The 20,455-nt window shown below is 40.1% G+C and carries 16 protein-coding genes; 8 read left to right on the forward strand and 8 right to left on the reverse strand.

Annotated features, from left to right (window positions below; all coding sequences use genetic code 11):
- The first annotated feature begins 21 nt into the window (after window positions 1-21).
- Both QE382_RS03635 and QE382_RS03640 read left to right on the forward strand, forming a co-directional pair.
- Entirely contained in the window at window positions 22-882 is an 861-nt protein-coding gene (locus QE382_RS03635; RefSeq protein ID WP_293889394.1) for a helix-turn-helix domain-containing protein, read from the forward strand.
- Window positions 883-1,131: 249 nt separating this feature from the next.
- Window positions 1,132-2,574, forward strand: a complete 1,443-nt coding sequence (locus tag QE382_RS03640) for a hypothetical protein (protein WP_307184722.1) — start codon at window positions 1,132-1,134, stop codon at window positions 2,572-2,574.
- Window positions 2,575-2,667: 93 nt separating this feature from the next.
- On the opposite strand, the gene QE382_RS03645 is transcribed toward QE382_RS03640, so the two are convergent.
- From QE382_RS03645 to QE382_RS03660, 4 genes are all read right to left on the reverse strand, one after another.
- A complete protein-coding gene (locus QE382_RS03645) occupies window positions 2,668-4,137 on the reverse strand; it encodes a glycine--tRNA ligase (protein WP_307184723.1) in 1,470 nt (489 codons plus the stop codon).
- Window positions 4,138-4,169: 32 nt separating this feature from the next.
- Window positions 4,170-4,631 (reverse strand): thioredoxin-dependent thiol peroxidase, encoded by a 462-nt coding sequence (gene bcp, locus QE382_RS03650; RefSeq protein ID WP_293883980.1) that lies wholly within the window; start codon window positions 4,629-4,631, stop codon window positions 4,170-4,172.
- Window positions 4,632-4,705: 74 nt separating this feature from the next.
- Window positions 4,706-6,430: a M23 family metallopeptidase gene (locus tag QE382_RS03655; RefSeq protein ID WP_307184724.1), complete on the reverse strand. Its 1,725-nt coding sequence runs from the start codon at window positions 6,428-6,430 to the stop codon at window positions 4,706-4,708.
- A gap of 12 nt (window positions 6,431-6,442) precedes the next feature.
- Window positions 6,443-7,054 (reverse strand): fumarylacetoacetate hydrolase family protein, encoded by a 612-nt coding sequence (locus QE382_RS03660; RefSeq protein WP_293883978.1) that lies wholly within the window; start codon window positions 7,052-7,054, stop codon window positions 6,443-6,445.
- 372 nt (window positions 7,055-7,426) lie between these two features.
- Between QE382_RS03660 and QE382_RS03665 the strand changes: the two genes are divergently transcribed.
- From QE382_RS03665 to QE382_RS03690, 6 genes are all read left to right on the forward strand, one after another.
- Window positions 7,427-8,062 (forward strand): DUF6266 family protein, encoded by a 636-nt coding sequence (locus QE382_RS03665; protein ID WP_307184725.1) that lies wholly within the window; start codon window positions 7,427-7,429, stop codon window positions 8,060-8,062.
- Between the two features lie 36 nt (window positions 8,063-8,098).
- A complete protein-coding gene (locus tag QE382_RS03670) occupies window positions 8,099-8,758 on the forward strand; it encodes an HAD family hydrolase (RefSeq protein WP_293883975.1) in 660 nt (219 codons plus the stop codon).
- 87 nt (window positions 8,759-8,845) lie between these two features.
- The gene (locus QE382_RS03675) at window positions 8,846-9,334 is read left to right on the forward strand and encodes a gluconate 2-dehydrogenase subunit 3 family protein (protein WP_307184726.1); all 489 of its coding nucleotides are present in this window, start codon (window positions 8,846-8,848) and stop codon (window positions 9,332-9,334) included.
- A gap of 7 nt (window positions 9,335-9,341) precedes the next feature.
- Entirely contained in the window at window positions 9,342-11,057 is a 1,716-nt protein-coding gene (locus QE382_RS03680) for a GMC oxidoreductase (RefSeq protein ID WP_307184727.1), read from the forward strand.
- Window positions 11,058-11,460: 403 nt separating this feature from the next.
- Window positions 11,461-14,673: a SusC/RagA family TonB-linked outer membrane protein gene (locus QE382_RS03685; RefSeq protein ID WP_307184728.1), complete on the forward strand. Its 3,213-nt coding sequence runs from the start codon at window positions 11,461-11,463 to the stop codon at window positions 14,671-14,673.
- Window positions 14,674-14,691: 18 nt separating this feature from the next.
- Window positions 14,692-16,251: a RagB/SusD family nutrient uptake outer membrane protein gene (locus tag QE382_RS03690; protein WP_307184729.1), complete on the forward strand. Its 1,560-nt coding sequence runs from the start codon at window positions 14,692-14,694 to the stop codon at window positions 16,249-16,251.
- A gap of 230 nt (window positions 16,252-16,481) precedes the next feature.
- Here QE382_RS03690 and nrdF read toward each other — a convergent pair whose 3' ends face one another.
- The 4 genes from nrdF to QE382_RS03710 are packed head-to-tail and all read right to left on the reverse strand — an operon-like array spanning window position 16,482 to window position 20,253.
- Window positions 16,482-17,468 carry a class 1b ribonucleoside-diphosphate reductase subunit beta gene (nrdF, locus tag QE382_RS03695; RefSeq protein WP_209578155.1) on the reverse strand — a complete coding sequence of 329 codons (987 nt, stop codon included), beginning with the start codon at window positions 17,466-17,468 and terminating at the stop codon, window positions 16,482-16,484.
- Between the two features lie 44 nt (window positions 17,469-17,512).
- Entirely contained in the window at window positions 17,513-19,618 is a 2,106-nt protein-coding gene (gene nrdE / locus QE382_RS03700) for a class 1b ribonucleoside-diphosphate reductase subunit alpha (protein ID WP_209578156.1), read from the reverse strand.
- Window positions 19,578-19,985, reverse strand: a complete 408-nt coding sequence (gene nrdI / locus QE382_RS03705) for a class Ib ribonucleoside-diphosphate reductase assembly flavoprotein NrdI (RefSeq protein ID WP_307184730.1) — start codon at window positions 19,983-19,985, stop codon at window positions 19,578-19,580. The genes nrdE and nrdI overlap by 41 nt, the downstream gene beginning before the upstream one ends.
- Before the next feature lie 34 nt (window positions 19,986-20,019).
- A complete protein-coding gene (locus QE382_RS03710; RefSeq protein ID WP_046673718.1) occupies window positions 20,020-20,253 on the reverse strand; it encodes a thioredoxin family protein in 234 nt (77 codons plus the stop codon).
- Between the last annotated feature and the right edge of the window lie 202 nt (window positions 20,254-20,455).

The raw sequence follows: 20,455 nt of genomic DNA on the forward strand, positions 1-20,455 counted from the left end.
TATTTGTTATTTCAATATATAATGAAAGTTGTTCAATTTACAGTTCCGGTAGTTTACCAGGGATCTATTTGTGTGCAGGAAGACATTCTGCCTTCATTCTACAGCAATTACCACCGGCACAAGGAAATCCAGCTGACCTATATTTTAAAAGGCCGGGGAACCTTTATGATCGGCAACTTTACGCACAGTTTCGAACAGGATGAAATCTATATTGTGGACGCGGATGAACCGCATATGTTCAAAACGGGAGAGGATGTAAAGGATGGCATACATGCGATCCATATTTTTTTCGACTATGAACATTTTAGATCTTTCTTGGACTTCCCCGAATTTGATGATGTTAAGTATTTTTTGGAACACATCAATGTCAGTAAAAAATTGGATGCGGAACATGCTGTAGCATTAAAAGAAAAGTTTGTACACATCAATTCCAGCGCGGGCATCGATCGGCTGCTGTCGTTGGTAAAGCTGATTAATTTTTTGAGTAAAAAAGTAGATCAATGGACTTCGCTGTATACTGGTATCCCACAAAAGAAGTTTTCAGATGCCGAAGGATTGCGGATCAATGAGATATTCCAATATACTTTTCAGCACTTTGGAGACAAGATTTCCCTGGAAGATATCGCTGCGGTAGCACACATGACACCACATGCGTTTTGTAAGTATTTTAAGAAGCATACCCGGAAAACCTATGTTACTTTTCTCAATGAAATCCGAATTGAACGCGCCTGCAAAATGTTGATTGATGAATCTTCGGAGAGCGTTTCAAACATCGCATTTAAGACGGGATTCAATAATGTTGTGAATTTTAATCGGGTATTCAAAAAAATAACCAAACTCTCGCCGAGCGAATACCTGCAGGAACACCGCATGCGCGACTAGTGCGTTTGATGTTTCAGCGAGTGGTTCGCAATTGCAGACACGCATCATGTCCCATTGGAAGTGCAGTTAAACGCGAAAGATGATGTCGATCTCCTCTGTACGAATACTCCATCCAAACTTTGTAAATCAATAGCCGTAATCTCAAAAACCGAAAATTAGTTGTAACATTTTGGTTACTGTTTTGGATTTAAATAATTTATGAGTTAATTTTATTCTGCCGGTTAATTAACTTATAAATCATTTATATTTATGAAAAGAGCATCCAAGTCAACTTGGGGAATTCTTTCGGGTGTATTCATCCTGGTTTTAGCGGCATTGCCTTCGTGCAAAAAGCATGCAAAACTTCCCGGTGAAAACAATGAAACAATTCATGCCGTAAAATTCAAAATCAAGGATTTTGAAGCGATTGTTACTCCGCTAAAAAAACAATCAGCAAGACCAAATCGAGCTGCCTTAAACAGAGCCGCTTCCCAAAACGAGTTGCTACTGTATCATTGGACCTTTGACAACAGCAACACCATTCCTGAGACTGCGCTAGATGAGGGTAGCTCAATCGATTACAACGATGGAAAGACAGATTATGATTTTCTGGCCGGCTGGCCCACCACGGGGAAAGCCATTAGCTTCAAAGGTGTTAGAGAGATCTTGATTAAAATTCCAACGCAAGGTATTCGTTCCATAGGCAGCTGGGCATTTGATGGAAATAGCTCAAGTACAGGGCCAAGAGCGCTCCTATTGAGTTATTCCTTGGATAAAGGGAATAGTTTTTCGCTGCTCTCAGATACCATTAAGTACCCCTCAAATCTATCATTGTCAGGAAAAATCGCCGTGAACACCTCTTTGGCAGATATTCCCCTCGGTTACAGTAAGGAGCTTTGGTTAAAAATCTCACTATTGGCTGGAAGTAGAGATGGTGGATCGGGTTACAGCTCAACGACAGGCACCTTTAAGATGGATAATTTGATGATTTATGGTCAAGTTAATCCGGAAGCGCTACCCAGCAAATTCTATTACCATGTTTTCGATGCCAATTCGAAGGCGATGGTTACCTCAGGGGTGCTTAACTCGCAGGACGCTTTTGATTTAGAATTGCCGAACGGCACCTACTATCTGAGCCTGATTGCTAAAAATTCAACATTGCCACTGGTTATGTCGGAGGCTGCTGATTTTGAACACTTTTATGCTACGAATCCTTTTTCTGAACGGTCTGCAGAGTTATTTGCCTGTCGTGATACCTTTGAAGTGAAAGGTGTTACCGAGCGGGTATTGAACTTAAACCGGATTTATAGCGAGGTTAAACTGACATTTACCGACACGGAGGATCTCAGTGTAATTGATAGTATTCAAGTACAGCAGCTTCATCCTGTATTTCATTATTACCCCTTTATAGCGCGAAGTAGTGATCAGGTTGATAAAAGTATGTTGACGATAATGCCACAATTTACAGCAGAAAATCGAAGCTTTTCGTTTAATCAATTTATGGGCTATTATTTAGAAAACAAGGTTATTAAATATCAATTCCGCGTTTTCAGAGCAGACCAGTTACTACGTACATTTGAATTAGGCAGCGAAATCCGAAACAATGTTCAGCTACAATTTAAGGGTAAATTGTTGGAATCTGCTCATGGAGAATTGGGGTTTCAGATCTTCAAGAACGAGCGTTGGGATGAGGAGATCGTGATCGAATACTAACTAAACTATTTTCATATAGCATCTAGCCTCCCTACATCTATAACAAAAAAGGTGTCCAACAGCGGACACCTTTTTTCTGTTATAGCATTTTGGCTATATTAATTTTTTTAGCATGGTATTCCAACCAGCTAGGTCGTTTATTATTTTTTCAAGATCGGCAATGGCAACACGTTCTTGTGCCATCGTATCGCGATGGCGGATCGTGACAGTGTTGTCTTGCAAAGAATCGTAATCAACTGTGATACAAATCGGCGTTCCGATAGCATCCTGACGGCGATAACGTTTTCCGATAGCATCTTTTTCGTCGTACTGAACATTGTAATCCAGTTTTAGCGTATTCAATATTTCTCGTGCTTTCTCTGGCAAACCATCTTTTTTGGTTAATGGTAAAATTGCAGCTTTTACCGGAGCCAATGCTGGAGGAAATTTCAATACAACGCGCGAATCTTGTTTTTCTTCCGTCGAAAGGTCTTCCGTTACCAGCGCGTTACACAATACAGTTAAGAAAAGGCGGTCCAATCCGATGGACGTTTCAATCACATACGGAATGTAGTTTTGATTGATCTCTGGATCAAAATATTGCATTTTCTTTTTAGAAAATTCCTGATGTTGTTTCAGGTCAAAATCCGTACGCGAGTGGATACCTTCCACTTCTTTAAAGCCGAATGGGAAGTTGAATTCGATATCAACAGCCGCATTGGCGTAGTGTGCTAGTTTATCGTGGTCGTGGTAACGGTAGTTGGAAGGATCGAAGCCCAATGCCAAATGCCATTTCAGGCGAGTTTCTTTCCATTTGTTATACCATTCCAATTCCGTGCCTGGGCGGCAGAAAAATTGCATTTCCATTTGCTCGAATTCGCGCATACGCATAATAAACTGACGTGCGATTACTTCATTCCGGAAAGCTTTACCAATTTGGGCAATACCAAAAGGAATTTTCATACGTCCTGTTTTTTGTACGTTCAGGAAGTTTACGAAAATACCCTGTGCAGTTTCAGGACGAAGGTACACTTGATCTGCACCGTCAGCCATAGCACCCATTTGGGTTGCAAACATCAAATTAAATTGGCGTACTTCAGTCCAGTTTTTGGTGCCTGAGACTGGGCATACAATGTTATGTTCTTCAATGATACTTTTCAGAGCGGCTAGATCGTCTGCATTCAATGCGGTATTCAACGACTCTAATAGTGCTGTTGCTTCAGTCGTTTTGCCATCAGCTTCATAACGCGCAATTTTATCTTCGATCAATTGATCTGCACGGTAACGTTTTTTTGAATCTTTATTGTCGATCATCGGATCGTTGAAACCATCGACGTGACCCGAGGCTTTCCATGTTGTGGGGTGCATAAAAATTGCGGCATCGATACCAACAATGTTCTCGTTCAACTGCACCATGGATTTCCACCAATAAGTTTTGAGGTTGTTTTTTAGTTCCGAACCCAATTGACCATAATCGTAGACGGCGCTTAATCCGTCATATATTTCGCTCGATTGAAATACAAAACCGTATTCCTTCGCGTGTGATACTACACTTTTGAAAAAGTCGTCTGTCTGTTTGCTCATAAGTGGCAAATATAGATATAAGTATTTAGATTTTAAACGCCTAAATCACGGATCTGCTGAGACGCATTTTTGTTATCTACTTTTTTGATAATATGTTGGATAATACCATCTGCGTCAATCACAAAGGTAGTACGTGCTGTGCCCATATACTTTTTGCCATACATATTCTTTTCGACCCATACACCATAGGCCTCGACGAGTTTCATGTCTTCATCCACAAGCAACTGAAAAGGTAGCTCATGTTTACTGATGAATTTTTGATGTGATGCCTCATTGTCCACACTTACACCTATGATCTCAAAGCCATCTTTTTTTAACGACTGATAATTATCCCTGAAGTTGCAGGCTTCTGTCGTACAGCCAGGTGTATTGTCTTTGGGATAAAAATATAAAATAACTTTTTGCCCTTTAAAATCGGAAAGATGGACAGTCTCGCCATGTTGATTTTTTGCACTGAAATCCGGTGCTTTCTGTCCTGCTTCTAGTGTTGCCATAATACGTTGTATTTAGTCATTTAAGATACGATTAATCTCTTAAAACCGCTGATTTATTGCCGAAAATTAGGACGCTATTTCATAAACGAAGCTTCGTATGTCTTTACATTTCCTTTGTTGTCTTTTACTTCGAGTTCAAAGTCGTGTCTGCCGCTGCTCAGTTCCGGTTCGAAGTCATGCCAAATATGTCTTGTTTTCGGGTCATATTTCATCAAAGCCCATTTCTCATCAATGTAAGCATTAAAAGTATCTATTCCAGAGAGATTGTCGCTGATGGTAAAATCGATGGAGCGTTGATTGGATACATTCTTGCCGTCGGTCAGGTTCCGCGCAGTGATATTGGGCGCAATGGTATCGACAGCGATGTAAAAACCACCAAATTCGCGTACGTTGGCTACCACCCAGCCGTTCTCATATTTACCCCCTTGTGCACCGCCATCAGAAGAAACGATCAAGGCTTTGTCATACAGGTTTTCAGACAGGGTGTAGTCGGGTTTGATCATGAGCTTGTAGTATCCAAAAACCGGTGTATACATGTTGTGGATATAGTGCATTGCCGAATAACCCCTTGCCGGTTTTGCTCCTTGTGTATAATTGAAATAAAGGTCGTCATACAATATGTTTTTGCCCATGTAAATACGCGCATTCTCCGCTTCATATTTGTTTTCCTCGGCATAGTGAAACATTTTAAGCCCCTTCGCATTTGGGCGGCTGATTGACAGGGACGGATTGTTTTGTACCTTAAAATTCAATTCACTCGTATTTCCTTGGACATCTTTAACCACATATTTTACATCATGAACCTCGTTGTCTTTCAATGTTATTTTACCGAGGTTATCCAAGTTTTTGAAGATGTTGATCGGGTTGTTTGGATCTTTGAAGCTTTTTTGTACGCGTACCCCTGACTTTTTTAAATAAGGGTAGTCTACGTAAGACTGTATCGCACGGGTCTGATCAAAAGGAATGGATTCGAACAGTACCGTGCTGATGTTTTTATTATCCAAAAATAGTTCAATCGAATACACGCCATACGTAAAGGAGATGCCTCTCCGTTTATCAACGGTGTTAATTCCTAATCCAAAGGTGCCATTCACGGGTATCGGCGCTGTACTCGCTAAGCTATAGGTACCATTGCCGGCCGACTTGATCGTTTGATGTCTTCGAGGAGTATTTTCGTCGAATATTTCGGAACCTAAATCGTAGACCGTCATACCGCGGATAATCGGTTTTACACCGTCTGGAAACAGCAGGCCAAACAATTGCGGATTAAGCGGCAATTGTGCTTTTGTATCCCGGATCTCGAAATGAAGATGTGGGCCAGCTGAACCACCGGTATTTCCTGAATTGGCAATAAATTCACCTTTTCTTACAGGAACTTGGTTGGGTTTGAGAAATACATCGACATCAAAACGTCTTTGTTTGTACTGCTCATCTTTGACGATTTTTGCAAGATCCGAATTGAAACTTTCGAGGTGCATGTACACCGAAGTATAACCATTCGGATGATCAATGTAAACATAATTGCCCCCACCACCGATTTGTACCCGTACACGGGATACAAAACCTTCTGCTGCCGCGTGTACAGGTATATTTATACGTTGTTGTGTACGGTAATCGTCTCCGCCATGAAAATGCGTCGCGCGCAATTCGCCAAACGATCCCGAAGCCTGCGGAGGAATATCCATGGGTCGTATAAAATAATTCTGTGGATAATTGCGGCTTTTGATAATATCTTGTCCCTTGATTAGACCTGTCATGCAGGCCAGCAGGGAGAGCATTGCTATCGTTTTTTTTATCATGCTATTTCCCAGCTATTTGATTTTACAGCTAAACATCTTCTGTTCGCCAATGAAACCTTCCAATAAATCGCCGATGGCTACAGATCCGACACCAACTGGAGTTCCGGTGTAAATGAGGTCACCTTTGCGTAGGGTAATAAATTTGGAGGTGTAGACAATCAGATCTTCGTAGGAAAATATCATATCCTTGGTATTTCCCTGCTGAACTGTTTGCCCATTTTGCTGCAGGGAGAAATCAATCGAATTTACTTCCGCAAATTCTTCTTTAGGAATCAAGTTGCTGATGACTGCCGAATGGTCAAATGCTTTTGCCAATTCCCAGGGAAGGCTTTTTGCTTTTAATTCTTGCTGTACATCCCTGGCGGTAAAGTCAATCCCCAGGCCGACAGCATCGAAATAAGTTGATGCAAATTTTGGTGTCACATGTTTTCCTTCCTTACATATCCGAAGGACGACTTCGGTTTCAAACTGGATATTTTTTGAAAATTCAGGATAATAGAAATCTTTGTTATCCTTTAACACCGCAGTATCAGGTTTTAAAAATATAATGGGAGTTTCAGGGACTGGATTATTGAGTTCTTTAGCGTGGTCGATGTAATTGCGACCGATAGCAATTATTTTCATGATATAAATTTTTAAGGCGATGAAGCTTTTAGATTTCTTAGCGAGCACTTAAGCTCGACGTCCATCGCATATCTCTGTTAAGCGGTATTCCTTCTGTATAGCTCACTTCAACAAACTTAGTAAATGTCCAAACCTTATCCAAAAATGATGATAAACAACCTGTATTATCCACTAGGTCAAATGGCCTATTTGCATAGGGTTTAGTTAGGGTTAGCTTAGGGTTTAGTTAGGGTTTGTTTAGGTATAACCTAATTAAAACCTAACTTAAACCTATCTAAATTCTAATTTATTACTAAACTAAATCAAACATTGATGACTATTATTTGTTAGGCTGTAAAATAGATTATAGCATTACAATAAAAAGGTTTAAAAATGGCAATATTAGAAGATGGTCCGAATGGTGGTTTTCGTGGTAAAGTGGGCTCAGTCTATGGGTATAACCTCAATGGCAAATGGGTGATACGCGGTTCGCGTAGAAAAAGTTCCAAACCTCCAACTCACGCGCAATTGACACATCGTGAAAAAATGAAATTGGCCGGTAAGTTTTGTGGCTGGATAAAGCCTATTGTTAATTTTGGGTATCAATTTGAAGAATCTAAAAAATCGGGGCTTGGGAAATTTCAGCTTGCACAACAGCAGATTCTCAAAAACGCGATTGATTTGGATGTCGAAAATAGACCTGTTATTAATATGGAAAAAGTGCAGGTATTTGTCGGGGAGCTCATGTCACCCGAAGGTGTTGAGGCTCGATGGGAGGATGATCTGCTGAAATTACACTGGATACCAAATCCGAAATACAGGGATAGCACTTTTAAATTAAATTTGGCCTTGGTGAGTTTGGATAGGGAGGGGGATCTCAAAATGGCTATCGCGGATGCACGGCAGGGTGAATGTACGGTTGAGATCCCGAGATTTAAAATGGACAAATTTGATTATCATGTCTACATCGGTTTTTGGGATACCTATCGAGGTGTACTCTCCAATTCGACCTATTGCGGTGTCATTTAATAGGATTTTTCAGCCTACTTGTGTATCTTTAACACTATGGATAAAATTAAGGCAGTGTTATTTGACCTAGACGGAACGTTGATTGATTCGGAATATTTCTATTTCAAAAATTGGGCGCCGATATTAAAGGATGAATTTAATTTAGTGATCAGCTACGAAGATTGGATTCGTGATTTTGCAGGGCATACTTTAGCACATAATGTCAAACGATTGGTCGATGACTACGGCTACGATACGACGGAAGAATATATGTGGAAGCGTACACGTGCAGCTTATGCCGATTCCAACATGAGCGACATTGAATTGATGCCGGATGCCCGGGAAATCTTAACGTTTTTGAAAGAGAGCGGCATTCATATCGGACTTGTCACCTCCAGTTTCCGCAGTACGGTAGATACGGTTTTGGGTAAACATGGGCTTTTGGATTATTTTGAATTTTTCGTTACCCGTGAGTGCGTCGAATTTCCCAAGCCTAATCCTGAGCCTTACCGTTTGGCATTGACGAACTTAAACTTAGCAGCGGATAGTTGTGTGGCTATTGAGGATACGATAACTGGAAGTAAATCGGCTTTGGGCGCGGGTATGCGGTTGATTGCGGTGACCAAACAGGAGGTAGAACGTGCTAGACTAACAGCTGTGGATAACATTGTGGAAAACTTGTCTGAAGCAAAAGCGCTGTTATCACAATGGATTTAAGGATTTTCGGATAATTTAATCGTTTTAGCATTTGTATTTTTATTTGGATATACGTAATATTACCGAATTGTAAATGGAATTCTGATTATGAACCGAAGAACCGCGATAAAGCAATTTTTCATTGTAGCAGGTGGACTGACAATTTTGTCGTCCTGTCTGAATGATGGTGGTGCATCCATTGTATTGAATAAGCTGAAGATTTCGGCGGAGGATGAGCAGTTTTTGGGCAATCTCGCCGACGTATTGATTCCCAAATCGGATACACCGGGAGGAAAGGATCTGAATCTGCATCTTTTTGTCATCAAAATGGTGGACGATTGTGAGTCGCCAGAAAATCAGGCTAAATTTGTTGCAGGTTTCAACGCATTGAAGAAGCGGTTAAATTTAGCAAATGGTCCAGAGACTGCGGCCACATTGATGGCGTTAAAAGACCAAACCGACGAGAAGGCTTTTTTTGAAACTTTCAAATCACGTGCAATTCAGGGGTATATGAACTCAGAATATGTGATGAAGAATAAGGTGATCTATAAACTTATTCCGGGTCCGTATAATGGTGAGGTAAAAGTTAAGGCGTAAATAGCACATGGCAAATTTAAATATTGACAGTGAAAAAAACAGGACCTACGATGCTATTGTAATCGGTTCTGGAATTAGCGGGGGATGGTCTGCGAAAGAGTTGTGCGAGAAGGGGTTAAAAACATTGGTGTTGGAACGTGGACGTGATGTTCAGCATATTAAAGATTACCCAACCACCAATATGATGCCCTGGGAGTTTGAGCATCGGAACGAAATGCCTTTCAAAGTAAAGGAAGAAAATCCAGTCGTCAGCAAATGTTATGCATTTCATGAAGATTCAGCACATTTTTTTGTGAAGGACAAAGAGCACCCGTATATTCAGGAGAAACCTTTCGACTGGATCAGGGGATACCAGGTGGGCGGTAAATCGCTATTATGGGCGAGACAGACACAACGTTGGTCTGACTTTGATTTCGAAGGCCCTGCCAGAGATGGTTTTGCTGTAGATTGGCCGATACGTTACGCCGATTTAGCACCTTGGTACAGTTACGTCGAAAAATTTGCCGGTATTGCTGGAAACCACGATGGACTTCCAGAATTGCCAGATGGTGAGTTTCTGCCCGGGTACCCCTTAAATATTGTTGAAAAGTATTTTAAAGAAAGCGTTCAAAAGAGATTTCCGGAACGCAAGGTGATTTCAGCACGCTGTGCACATCTCTCTAAACCCAATCCCATTCACATCGAGCAGGGACGCGTACAGTGTCAAAATCGGGTACTTTGCCAGCGCGGATGCCCTTTTGGTGGATATTTCAGTTCGAATGCCACGACAATTCCTTGGGCCGCAAAGACCGGAAATATGACCTTACGACCATTTTCTGTAGTTCACTCCATCCTGTATGATGAACAAAAAGGAAAAGCCGTGGGCGTACGTGTGATTGATACCAATACAAAAGAAGAGATTGATTTTTATGCTAAGCTGATTTTTGTCAATGCGGCGGCAATCAATACAAATTTGATCTTATTGAATTCTAAGTCCAACCGCTTTCCAAATGGTTTGGGTAACGATAGTGGCGTTTTAGGCAAATACGTCGCCTTTCATAATTATAGTGCGCGTATCTATGCAGAATATGAAGGACTGTTGGATTTTAAAACCGAAGGGCGGAATCCCGCGGGTGGGGGATATATTCCACGTTTCAGGAACTTGCACAAACAGGAGACCGACTTTTTAAGGGGGTATGCTGCCGGATTCGGTGCATCGCGTGGTAAACAGTCCGATCGTTCAGGTTTAGGACTTGATCTGAAAAATAATTTGTTAAATCCCAAATTAGGTGTGTGGCAGGTGGGATCTCACATGATGGGTGAAACCATACCAAAAGAATCAGGGATGGTTTCATTAGACAGCAGTAAAAAAGATGACTGGGGTATTCCGCTATTAAAAATTGCTGTCGATTATGATGAGAACGATGAAAAAATGAAAAAAGACTACATCGCTGTCATGACGGAAATGTTTACAGATGCTGGCTTCACAAATATTCGTCCGGATACACACTGGCAGGCTCCAGGTTTGGATATTCATGAAATGGGCGGTGCACGTATGGGACACGATCCGAAGACTTCGGTATTGAACAAATGGAATCAAATGCATGCTGTGAAAAATGTATTTGTCACTGATGGTGCCAGTATGACGTCTACATCAACACAAAATCCTTCATTGACGTATATGGCATTTTCGGCACGGGCTGTCGATTATGCGATCAGCGAAATGAAAAAAGGAAATATCTAAAAGTGCGGTATTGGAGGAAGATTTTTTTTAAAAAATCTTCCTCCAATAAAAATAAAATGTTATCTTTCCAACTGGATAACATGTTACAACCAAGAAACAATAACCAAAAGAAAGACAAAAATTTATAGACAATTAAAAAACCAAAATTGGGTAACCAAAAAATTTTTAAAACAAAAGCAAAAGCGATTTAGCTTATTTATTGCGAATTCTGTGAGACAATAATTCCATAGACATTTAGACCTGATGCTATTTATTTTATCGTAAATGAACGCAAAAGGAATCTAATAGGCAATTTTTTAAGCAGCAGATTGCAAAAAAACATCAATTAAGGGAAACTAAATTAAACTAGACGTTCTAAGCTTCATTTTGCTAAAACGTTTTTATAAACCAAATCACTATTAATATGAGCAAAGTTGACGTAAAATCACTTGCGCAGCTTGGGAAAAAATCAAAACTATTTTTCTCATTAGCTGTCATTGCTGGTACTTTCCAACAAGCCAATGCCGCAGTCGCAACTTCATTCAAGTACGAGGGCAAATCCGTCGTGAAAGAGATGAGCCATTTGCAGCAACAAGTTAAAGGGAAAGTATTGGATGCTACCGGAAAGCCAATTTCGGGAGTGAACATCGCCGTTAAAGGTACTTCAAAGGGTACGCAATCCGATGCCTTGGGTAATTTTACACTAGATGCTAAATCGGGGGATGTACTGGTAGTTTCTTCCGTTGGTTACAAAGCCAAAGAAGTCACTGTTTCCGGTACAACAGTTTCCGTGCAATTGGACGATGATCAAAGTCAATTGGACGAAGTTGTCGTTGTAGGGTACGGTACCATGCGTAAATCGGATGTAACGGGGTCTATTGCGATGGTTAAAGGAGCCGACCTGATTAAAGATCAAAGTTTCAGTGCTTTAGATGCCTTGAGAGGCAAAGCTTCGGGGGTAAATATCTTTTCGAATTCAAGCCAACCTGGTGCTAATGCAAATAGAGTTGTTATTCGTGGTGTAGCAACGATCAATTCTTCTTCCAACCCATTATATGTAGTTGATGGAGTCGTGATGGAAGATTTCAATTTGTTGAATCCGAATGATATCGAAAACATAGAGGTTTTAAAAGATGCTTCTTCTGCGGCAATCTATGGTGCGCGTGGAGCAAATGGTGTTATCTTGGTAACCACAAAACGTGGAAACAAAGATGGATCTCGAACGATTAGTTACCAAGGATCAGCGGGTGTTAGCTCAGCTCAGCGCTACATGGATTTGCTCAATGCACAGGAGTGGGTGGATGCCTTTATGATTGGATTGGAAAATGAAAATAAATACCAAAGTGAAGTACTGAAGAGCAAGAATGATAAATGGACGCCCTGGTCTTTAAATAAAAAAGATTGGTTCAATGACCCAGATTACTTTGACTCAAACGGCAATCCATTGTATGATACCGATTGGCAACGTGAGGCAACCCGTACGGCTATTTCACATAATCACCAATTGAATGTACAACAAGGCGATGAAAAATCATCTGTTGGTGCATTTTTGAATTATACGGATCAGCAGGGAATCATGAACAATACCTGGAATAAGCGGATTAATGCAAAAATGGCTTATGATGCAAAACCGACAACATGGCTCTCTACAGCAATTAATTTAACCGTCAATCATACCTGGGGACGTTATACGCCGGAAGACGGCGGTGGACAGGAAGCGCGTCGTACCATGATCGAGATGATCCCTTGGTATCCTGTTTATGATAAAAATGGACTCTATACAAATTCTGCATCGTCTACGGTAGCCGAAAAATTAAGTTTTGAAGGAATGGCCAATCCGGTTTCCATTTTGGATTTGCAAAAACGCCTACGCTATAATACACAGATTTTTGGAAATGCGGCATTAACCTTTCATCTGGCCGATGGATTGGATTTGAAAACGCAATTGGGGATTGATCACCATAGAAAAGACTATAAAGGATACTCTTCAAAATTATTAAACAATATTTCCAGACCAAATGGTTGGGCGGAACGTTCGCATACCAATACGCTGTATTGGCAGGAAGAAACCTATCTGACCTATAATAAGCAATTTGATAAACATCGCATCAATGCAATGGCAGGTCTGTCGTGGCAAAAGAAGACCTATGACTACGATAAAATGCGGACGGAAGGATTCCCAGATGATTTCTATGAGTATAATCGAATGAACCTAGGTGTAACGCCAGCTACGCCTGAATCATTCTACAATGATTGGGCGATGAATTCGTATTTCTTGCGTGCAGCATACTCTTATGATAATCGCTACTCTGCAACAGTTACAAGTCGTTATGATGGTTCATCCAAATTTGGCAAGAACAATAAATACGCATTTTTTCCTTCATTAGGTTTGGCTTGGAATGTGTCCAATGAGGAATTTTTAAAGGATAATCAGACCATTAGCAACTTGAAGCTGCATACAAGTTACGGTTTAACAGGGAACTCTGAAATTGATCCTTATCGATCGTTATCAATCGTAGATGCTGGTACAATTTTATTAAATAATACACGGGCGCCTTGGTCTTATGTCAGCACGATTTCAAATGAAGATTTAAAGTGGGAGAAAACTGCACAGTTTGATGTTGGGGTGGAATTGGGTTTACTTCAAAATCGTCTAAATTTTGATGTTTCTTATTACCGTCGAAAAACAACAGACCTACTGTTGGAGACACCGATACCAAGAGCGACCGGTTTTAAATCCGTTATGAAGAATATTGGCTCTGTTCAAAATCAGGGGCTGGATATGATGATTACTGGTACGATTGTGACCAATGAGAATTTTGATTGGAAAGCATCGTTGAACGCCAACTACAACAAGAATAAGGTATTGAAATTGGGCGAAAACAATGCTGATATTTTAAAGAACGATTGGGTTGGTGGTGCAAATAGTGTGATCCGCGTTGGCGAAAACTTAAATAGTTTTTACGGTTACAGAAGATTGGGGGTATATACTCAAGCTGATGTGGATGCCGGAAATGCTACGCTAAATCAAATCGGGCGTGCAAAACGCACAACCGAGAAAGAAATTATCGGTAAAGGTCTGCCAGATTGGACCGGTAGCTTAATCAACAACTTGCGTTATAAAAGCTTCGACTTTACGTTAGACCTCCAATTTGTGAAGGGAGTGGACGTCATGCAACAATTTTTCCATTCAACATATGACCGTTTTGGTATTACGAACGGTCTGAAGGAAATTCTGACGGATGCCTATAACGGTTCCAATCCGGATACCAAACAACAGGCGATCTACCTGACTAATGGAGGGCATGCGGGACAGGACACCAATGTGGACGATGCTTGGGTTGCGGATGGTTCTTATGTGCGTGTAAATTTGATACAATTTGGCTATACGTTTAATTCGGACGTACTAAAGCGCATAGGCTTATCGAGACTGCGTATCTACGCGAATGCGAATAATCCATTCTTATTCACGTCAAAAGATTTTAAAGGTTACGACCCGGAAAGTACTTCTCAGTATGATCCAGAAATGACTTCTCAATTTACTGCACAAGGGAATGGAAAATTTGGACAAAACATGACCTTTTTCTCCTATCCTAGAGCGAAAACATTCTCTTTGGGTGTTAATGTTACATTTTAATGCATAGAATTTAAAAAGATGAAGACAAAATTAATCATGTTGTTATTGGCCGGACTGGCTCTTACAACATCCTGTAATAAATTTTTGGAAGAAAATCCTAGCTCTAACCTGTCATTAATTAGCTATTATGAAAATGAAGGACAGGCCGAAGCAACTGTAAACGCACTTTACCGTCGGGGTTCACCATTACGTTATTCTACAACAGGTTCCTATCTAGGTTCTACGGCTTCCATTAATACCATTTTAACCGGGTATTTTACGAATAGTTATGAAGGGCAAGAGCGTGTCACCTTGTTTGCGCGTGAGTTGACGCGACAACAAAATACGAGCGTAATATCACCCACGATGAATACCATTTGGGATGGAGCTTACGAAGCCATTAACATCGCTAATGCAGGTGTAAAGTATATCCCGCAGATAAACATGGTCAATGAGACCAAGAAAAATACCTTATTGGCGGAAGCCAAATTTTTTAGAGCCTATAACTACTTTTATCTTGTTAAAACATTTGGAGCAGTGCCCTTTTATACACTCCCGAATGAGACGTTGAACGATCCACTTTATCTAGAACGTACCGAGGCGACGAAGATCTATGAATTGATAGAGGCAGACCTGAAAAGTGCTGTGGAAGTGCTACCAGCTAAAAAATTTGCAGAGGGCCATCGCATTACAAAATATGCAGCCGCAATGCTTTTGGCCGATGTTTATTTACAACAAGGTAAATTTGCAGATGCGGCGACTATGGCTAAAATTGTGGTCAATTCGCCGCATAAGATGACCCAAAATACAGATTTTGCAGAAAATAGTGCCTACAACTTATTGCGTAAGACGGATGACCTAGATGAGGTGATTTATGCACAGGAATTTGATGACCTTGTTGCTAATAGCGGAGCAAGGACTGCAACAGCTTTTAGCTCGTCTGCAGTTTCGGTATTTACTACTTATTCGATATTTGAGCGTGTTTTTGGTCCTACGAAGCAGTTTTTGAATGTTTACGATAAAGATGATTTACGGATCAAACCTAACCAGTTCTTTCACTGGTCTTATACCAATCCGATTAATGGTAAAAAATGGACTTCGGAAGATGCTGGTATATGGTATTATGTCGATGAGCAAGCTCTGTTAACGACAGGAAGAGGGACAAAGGATTGGAATTTTTACCGTTATGCCGAAGCTCTATTAACTGCGGCCGAAAGTATTGCTAAATCAACAGGTGTAAGTGCTGAAGCAGCCGGATATTTAGCACAGGTCAAAGCACGTGCGAACACAGCTGGAAAATCCGTTGCTGCTTTCACGGCCGAGCTACAAGGATTGTCAGCAGAAAATTTTGTCAAAGAATGCTGGAAAGAACGTCTACGCGAATTACCGTTGGAATACAAAATGTGGGATGATATTGTACGTACAAAGATGTTCCCTGTAATCTCCACAACAGAAGCCGGAAAAGTAGATTTTGTTCCGCTAATCGGTGCGAAAAACGCATCTGGTGCGACATTTAAAGAATCCGATCTCTTATGGCCTATTTCACCTGATGAGATTCAACGCAACAATAAATTGACTCAAAATCCAGGGTATCAATAGATCTTTCAATAGTAGTCATGGCTATCAAAATGGATAGCCATGATTATCTAAACTGATTTATAGGTGAAAAATCCCGAATCAGCAAAGTTATTTTAGAAGCAGCGCTTTGTCTAATGCTGCTTCAAGCAAAAAACTCAGTGACTGTTCAGAGTTGGTCGGGTACCGGAGTCACATAAAAAAAAGCCGTTAAGAATTGATCTTAACGGCTTTTTTTTAAGCTATCGCCAATATTATATATCTACGACCACATCCATTTTAAAGTCATCATCTTTTAGATGAACAATCTCAGTTGCTTTTTCGTAGTTCGTTGATTTCTTGGAGAAGAAATCATGTTGTGTTGTCTCGGTATTCAATCCATTCAATACGATTGGATTAACCTGTTTTACTTCGAAGATCGGATCAAATCCAAGATTCATTAACGCTTTGTTGGCATTATAGCGAACATATTCTTTCACCTCGGCAGTTAAACCTACTTCGGTATAGATCTCTTCGGTATATTTCAATTCATTTTCATATAAATTGTAAAGAAGTGCCAAAAAACGTGCTTTGACCTGATCTTGATTTTTTAGTTTTTTGAATTGATCTTGAGCGATCAATCCTACGAATACACCATGTATGGATTCGTCAGCGATGATTTTTTTAATGATATCAGCTGATGCGACCATCTCCCCTTGTCCACATAACCATAACGGTAGGAAGAACCCGGAATAGAACAGGAAGGACTCCAATAATACAGAAGAAGCCATCGCCATATAGATTTCTTCTTCTGAAGCATCTTCTTTATCGATCGCACGATAATAACCATCGATTGTTTGCGCTTTGTATTGTAAGTATTTATTTTGCTGAACCCATTCGAAAATATCGTTGATTTCAGCGGTTGTAGAAACTGTTGTGAAAATAGTAGAATACGATTTTGCATGGATAGCTTCCATCATACACATATAGGACAATACCGCTTTATTCTGTAATGTGTCGATGTGATCGATGATCTTAGGCATACCCGTATGACTCTGAAGGGTATCCAATAAGGTTAAGCCACCCAATGCTTTTTTATACGCATCTTTCATTTCTGGACTGATGCGTTTCCAACTATCAATATCTTTCGATGGAATGTATTCAGTGTCGATCCAGAATTGACGGATATTTTGTTCCCAGAACATTAATACATAATCGTTCTCGGGGGTATTCCAGTTGACGGCTTTATATGTTTTACTCATTTTTAGTTTAAAGTATTAGGCGTTTAGTTTACCAAATCGCAAAATTAAGCTGAACAAGAGACACATTCGTCAATCGTTGATTTTCTTGTCCGTGTGTAATAAAGGGATTTTAACCCTAGTTTATGTGCATAGATATAATATCTCGATAAATCTCTCGTCGAATCTTTTGAATTGGTATGCAAAATAGTGGATACACCCTGATCGATATGACGTTGAATGACTGAAATCAGCTTTAATACCTTGAATTGATCCATATCATATGCCGATTTAAAATAGAAATAATTATCATTTGTCAAATATGGCATTGGATAGTAAGTTGTGCTGTCGCCATATTCACGTACTTCAATGATATCTACAATAGGCATAACCGATGCAGTAGCATTCATGATATAGGAAGTCGACTGATTTGGAGCAATAGCCAAGCGATAAGCATGGTAGATGCCATGTTCTTTGATTTGTGCTTTTAACGCCAACCAATCTTCCACCGTTGGAATATGTATTCCTTCGAATAACTCCGTTACCTTCGCTGTTTTTGGCATATAATCGCGGTTGACATAGTTGTTGAAATAGGTTCCATCAGCATAGGCTGATTTTTCAAATCCAACAAATGTTTTACCACGTTCCTTGGCAATTTCCATGGATGCTTCCAATGAATAATAGTTCATCATCATAAAGAACGTATTGGCAAAATCCAATGCTTCGTTAGATTCGTACATGATGAAGCTTTTCGCAAGATAACCGTGTAAGTTCATCGCACCTAGCCCTACGGAATGCAACTCGCGATTTGCTTTTGCAATCGAAGGGACCATATCAATATTGGTTACATCGGTAACGACAGTTAAAGCACGCATAGCCGTTTTTACGGTTTCTTTGATACGTTTGTTGTCCATTACAGTTGCAATATTCAATGAACCAAGATTACAGGAGATGCCATAACGGATGGTATCTTGTTTTCCATAGATCTCAATGTCGGATACTTGAGATACCTGCATGATCTCCGTACATAGGTTAGAGAATTTTACCTGACCGATTTCATTTAACGCATGGACACGGTTGGTATTCTCTTTAAAAAATATATACGGGTAACCGGATTCTTTTTGTGTCTGTGCAATCTTAACCAAGAGGTGACGGGCATTGATCTTTTTCTTTTTCACGTTTGGATTCGTGATCAATTCGTCATACATTTTGTCCATATCCATCTCGTCTAAGAATTGTCCATACTCTTGCATGACGGTATGTGGATAGATCAAATAGCAAGGCTCATCTTTTTCTGCCAATTCCATGAATTTATCAGGCACGATAATACCGATAGACAAAGATTTGATGCGTACCTTTTCATCGACATTGATCTTTTTACAATCCAAAAATTCTTCAATATCGGAGTGGAAAATATTAAGATATACGGCACCTGCACCCGGACGCTGTCCCAATTGATTGGCATAGGAGAACGTATCTTCCATGATTTTCATAATAGGAAGTACACCACCCGCACGACCTTCAACACCTTTAATTGCCTCGCCACGAGCACGAATTTTGGAGATATTGAACGATACGCCACCACCGATAGAAGATAACTTCATAGCAGAATCAACCGCGTAACCAATACCGTTTAAGTTGTCACCGATTTCATCCAAGAAACAAGATACCAACTCGCCCGAGCGTTTCTTTCCTGCATTTAAGAAGGTAGGCGTCGCTGGTTGGTATTCTTGATTGATCATGATTTCGGCGTATTCAATTGCTTTTTTTACACCTTCTTCTCTTGCCAAGAATAGGGAAACAGCAACAACACGGTCTTCATAGCGTTCTAGGAACTTCTCACCAGAATCGTCACGCAAAGCGTAGCTCTGGAAGAATTTGAAGGCCGCCATAAAAGATTCAAAACGGAATTTTTTAGCGTATACATAGTTGAATACTTCTTCCATTTCTTCAAATGTAAACCATTGGTAAAAGTCAATGTAATAGTTGTTCTCTACCAAATAGTCTATTTTTTCTTTCAATGTATAAAAGAACACCGTGTTCTTATTTACATATTCTAAGAAATAGGCACGAACTGCTTCCTTATCTTTATGTAAGCTGAATTCGTCATCATGCTTAATCATGATTTCATTATTAAGCAATATCCAGTTTTTTGCTACTTCGTTTGCTACCATCGCAAAAGTTCTTTAAGATGTCAATAAATTGATTAATGTCTTCCATTGTTCCGGACAGTTCAAATTTGAACGCCAGTGGAATGTCGAAATCTTGTGAAATGCGATCAGCTGCCAAGCCATAATTCGGCCCCCAATTGCGATTACCGCTGGAAGTAACAGAATAGATGTTTTTAGCTTCGCGTTTCATGAATTCTACTGTATTTTCGGGTACTTGCCCAAAATTTGTGGTGAAAGTGACCAAATGGCCAGCATCTTTTACCGCCAAATCGGGGGTTATTTTATGGATTTGCCAGCCTGTTATTTGAGCGACCTTGTCCATAAAACGCTGTACGTTGCCCGTTTTGGAATCATAATAAATGTGTATCATGTTGTTGTTTGTTTTAAATGATACGCTGAATTTATTAAAGTGCAATGGCAGCCAATTCTTCTGGTTTAAAGCCAATGATACGGTGTTGAATCTCTTCATTTTCCAACACAATTACAGTAGGTACTGTGCGGATTTTGAATCGTGCGGCCAAGTCTGGTTCATCAAAAGGATTAACCGTTTCATATTGGATACCTTTTTGATCCAAATAAGCCGATACTTGTGCGCAAGGGGCACAATCGTTTTTCTCAAATTTGATAATTCTTGCCATGTTACTTGTTTATTTTTTTTATTCCAATCTTTATAGAAAAACTCAGAACGAAGTTAATTGTATCAATTTGAATAGGGGATCCCGATCCTAAGGTTAGGCCGGGCGCTGAAAACAGACACTTATCAAATAGAAAGGTCCGTTTCTGATACGTAAAAAACTTCATTGAGTTGCTAATTCTTTTATTAGCTTAACAAATATCCTA

Source organism: Sphingobacterium zeae (assembly GCF_030818895.1).
In the GTDB taxonomy this organism is placed as follows: domain Bacteria; phylum Bacteroidota; class Bacteroidia; order Sphingobacteriales; family Sphingobacteriaceae; genus Sphingobacterium; species Sphingobacterium zeae.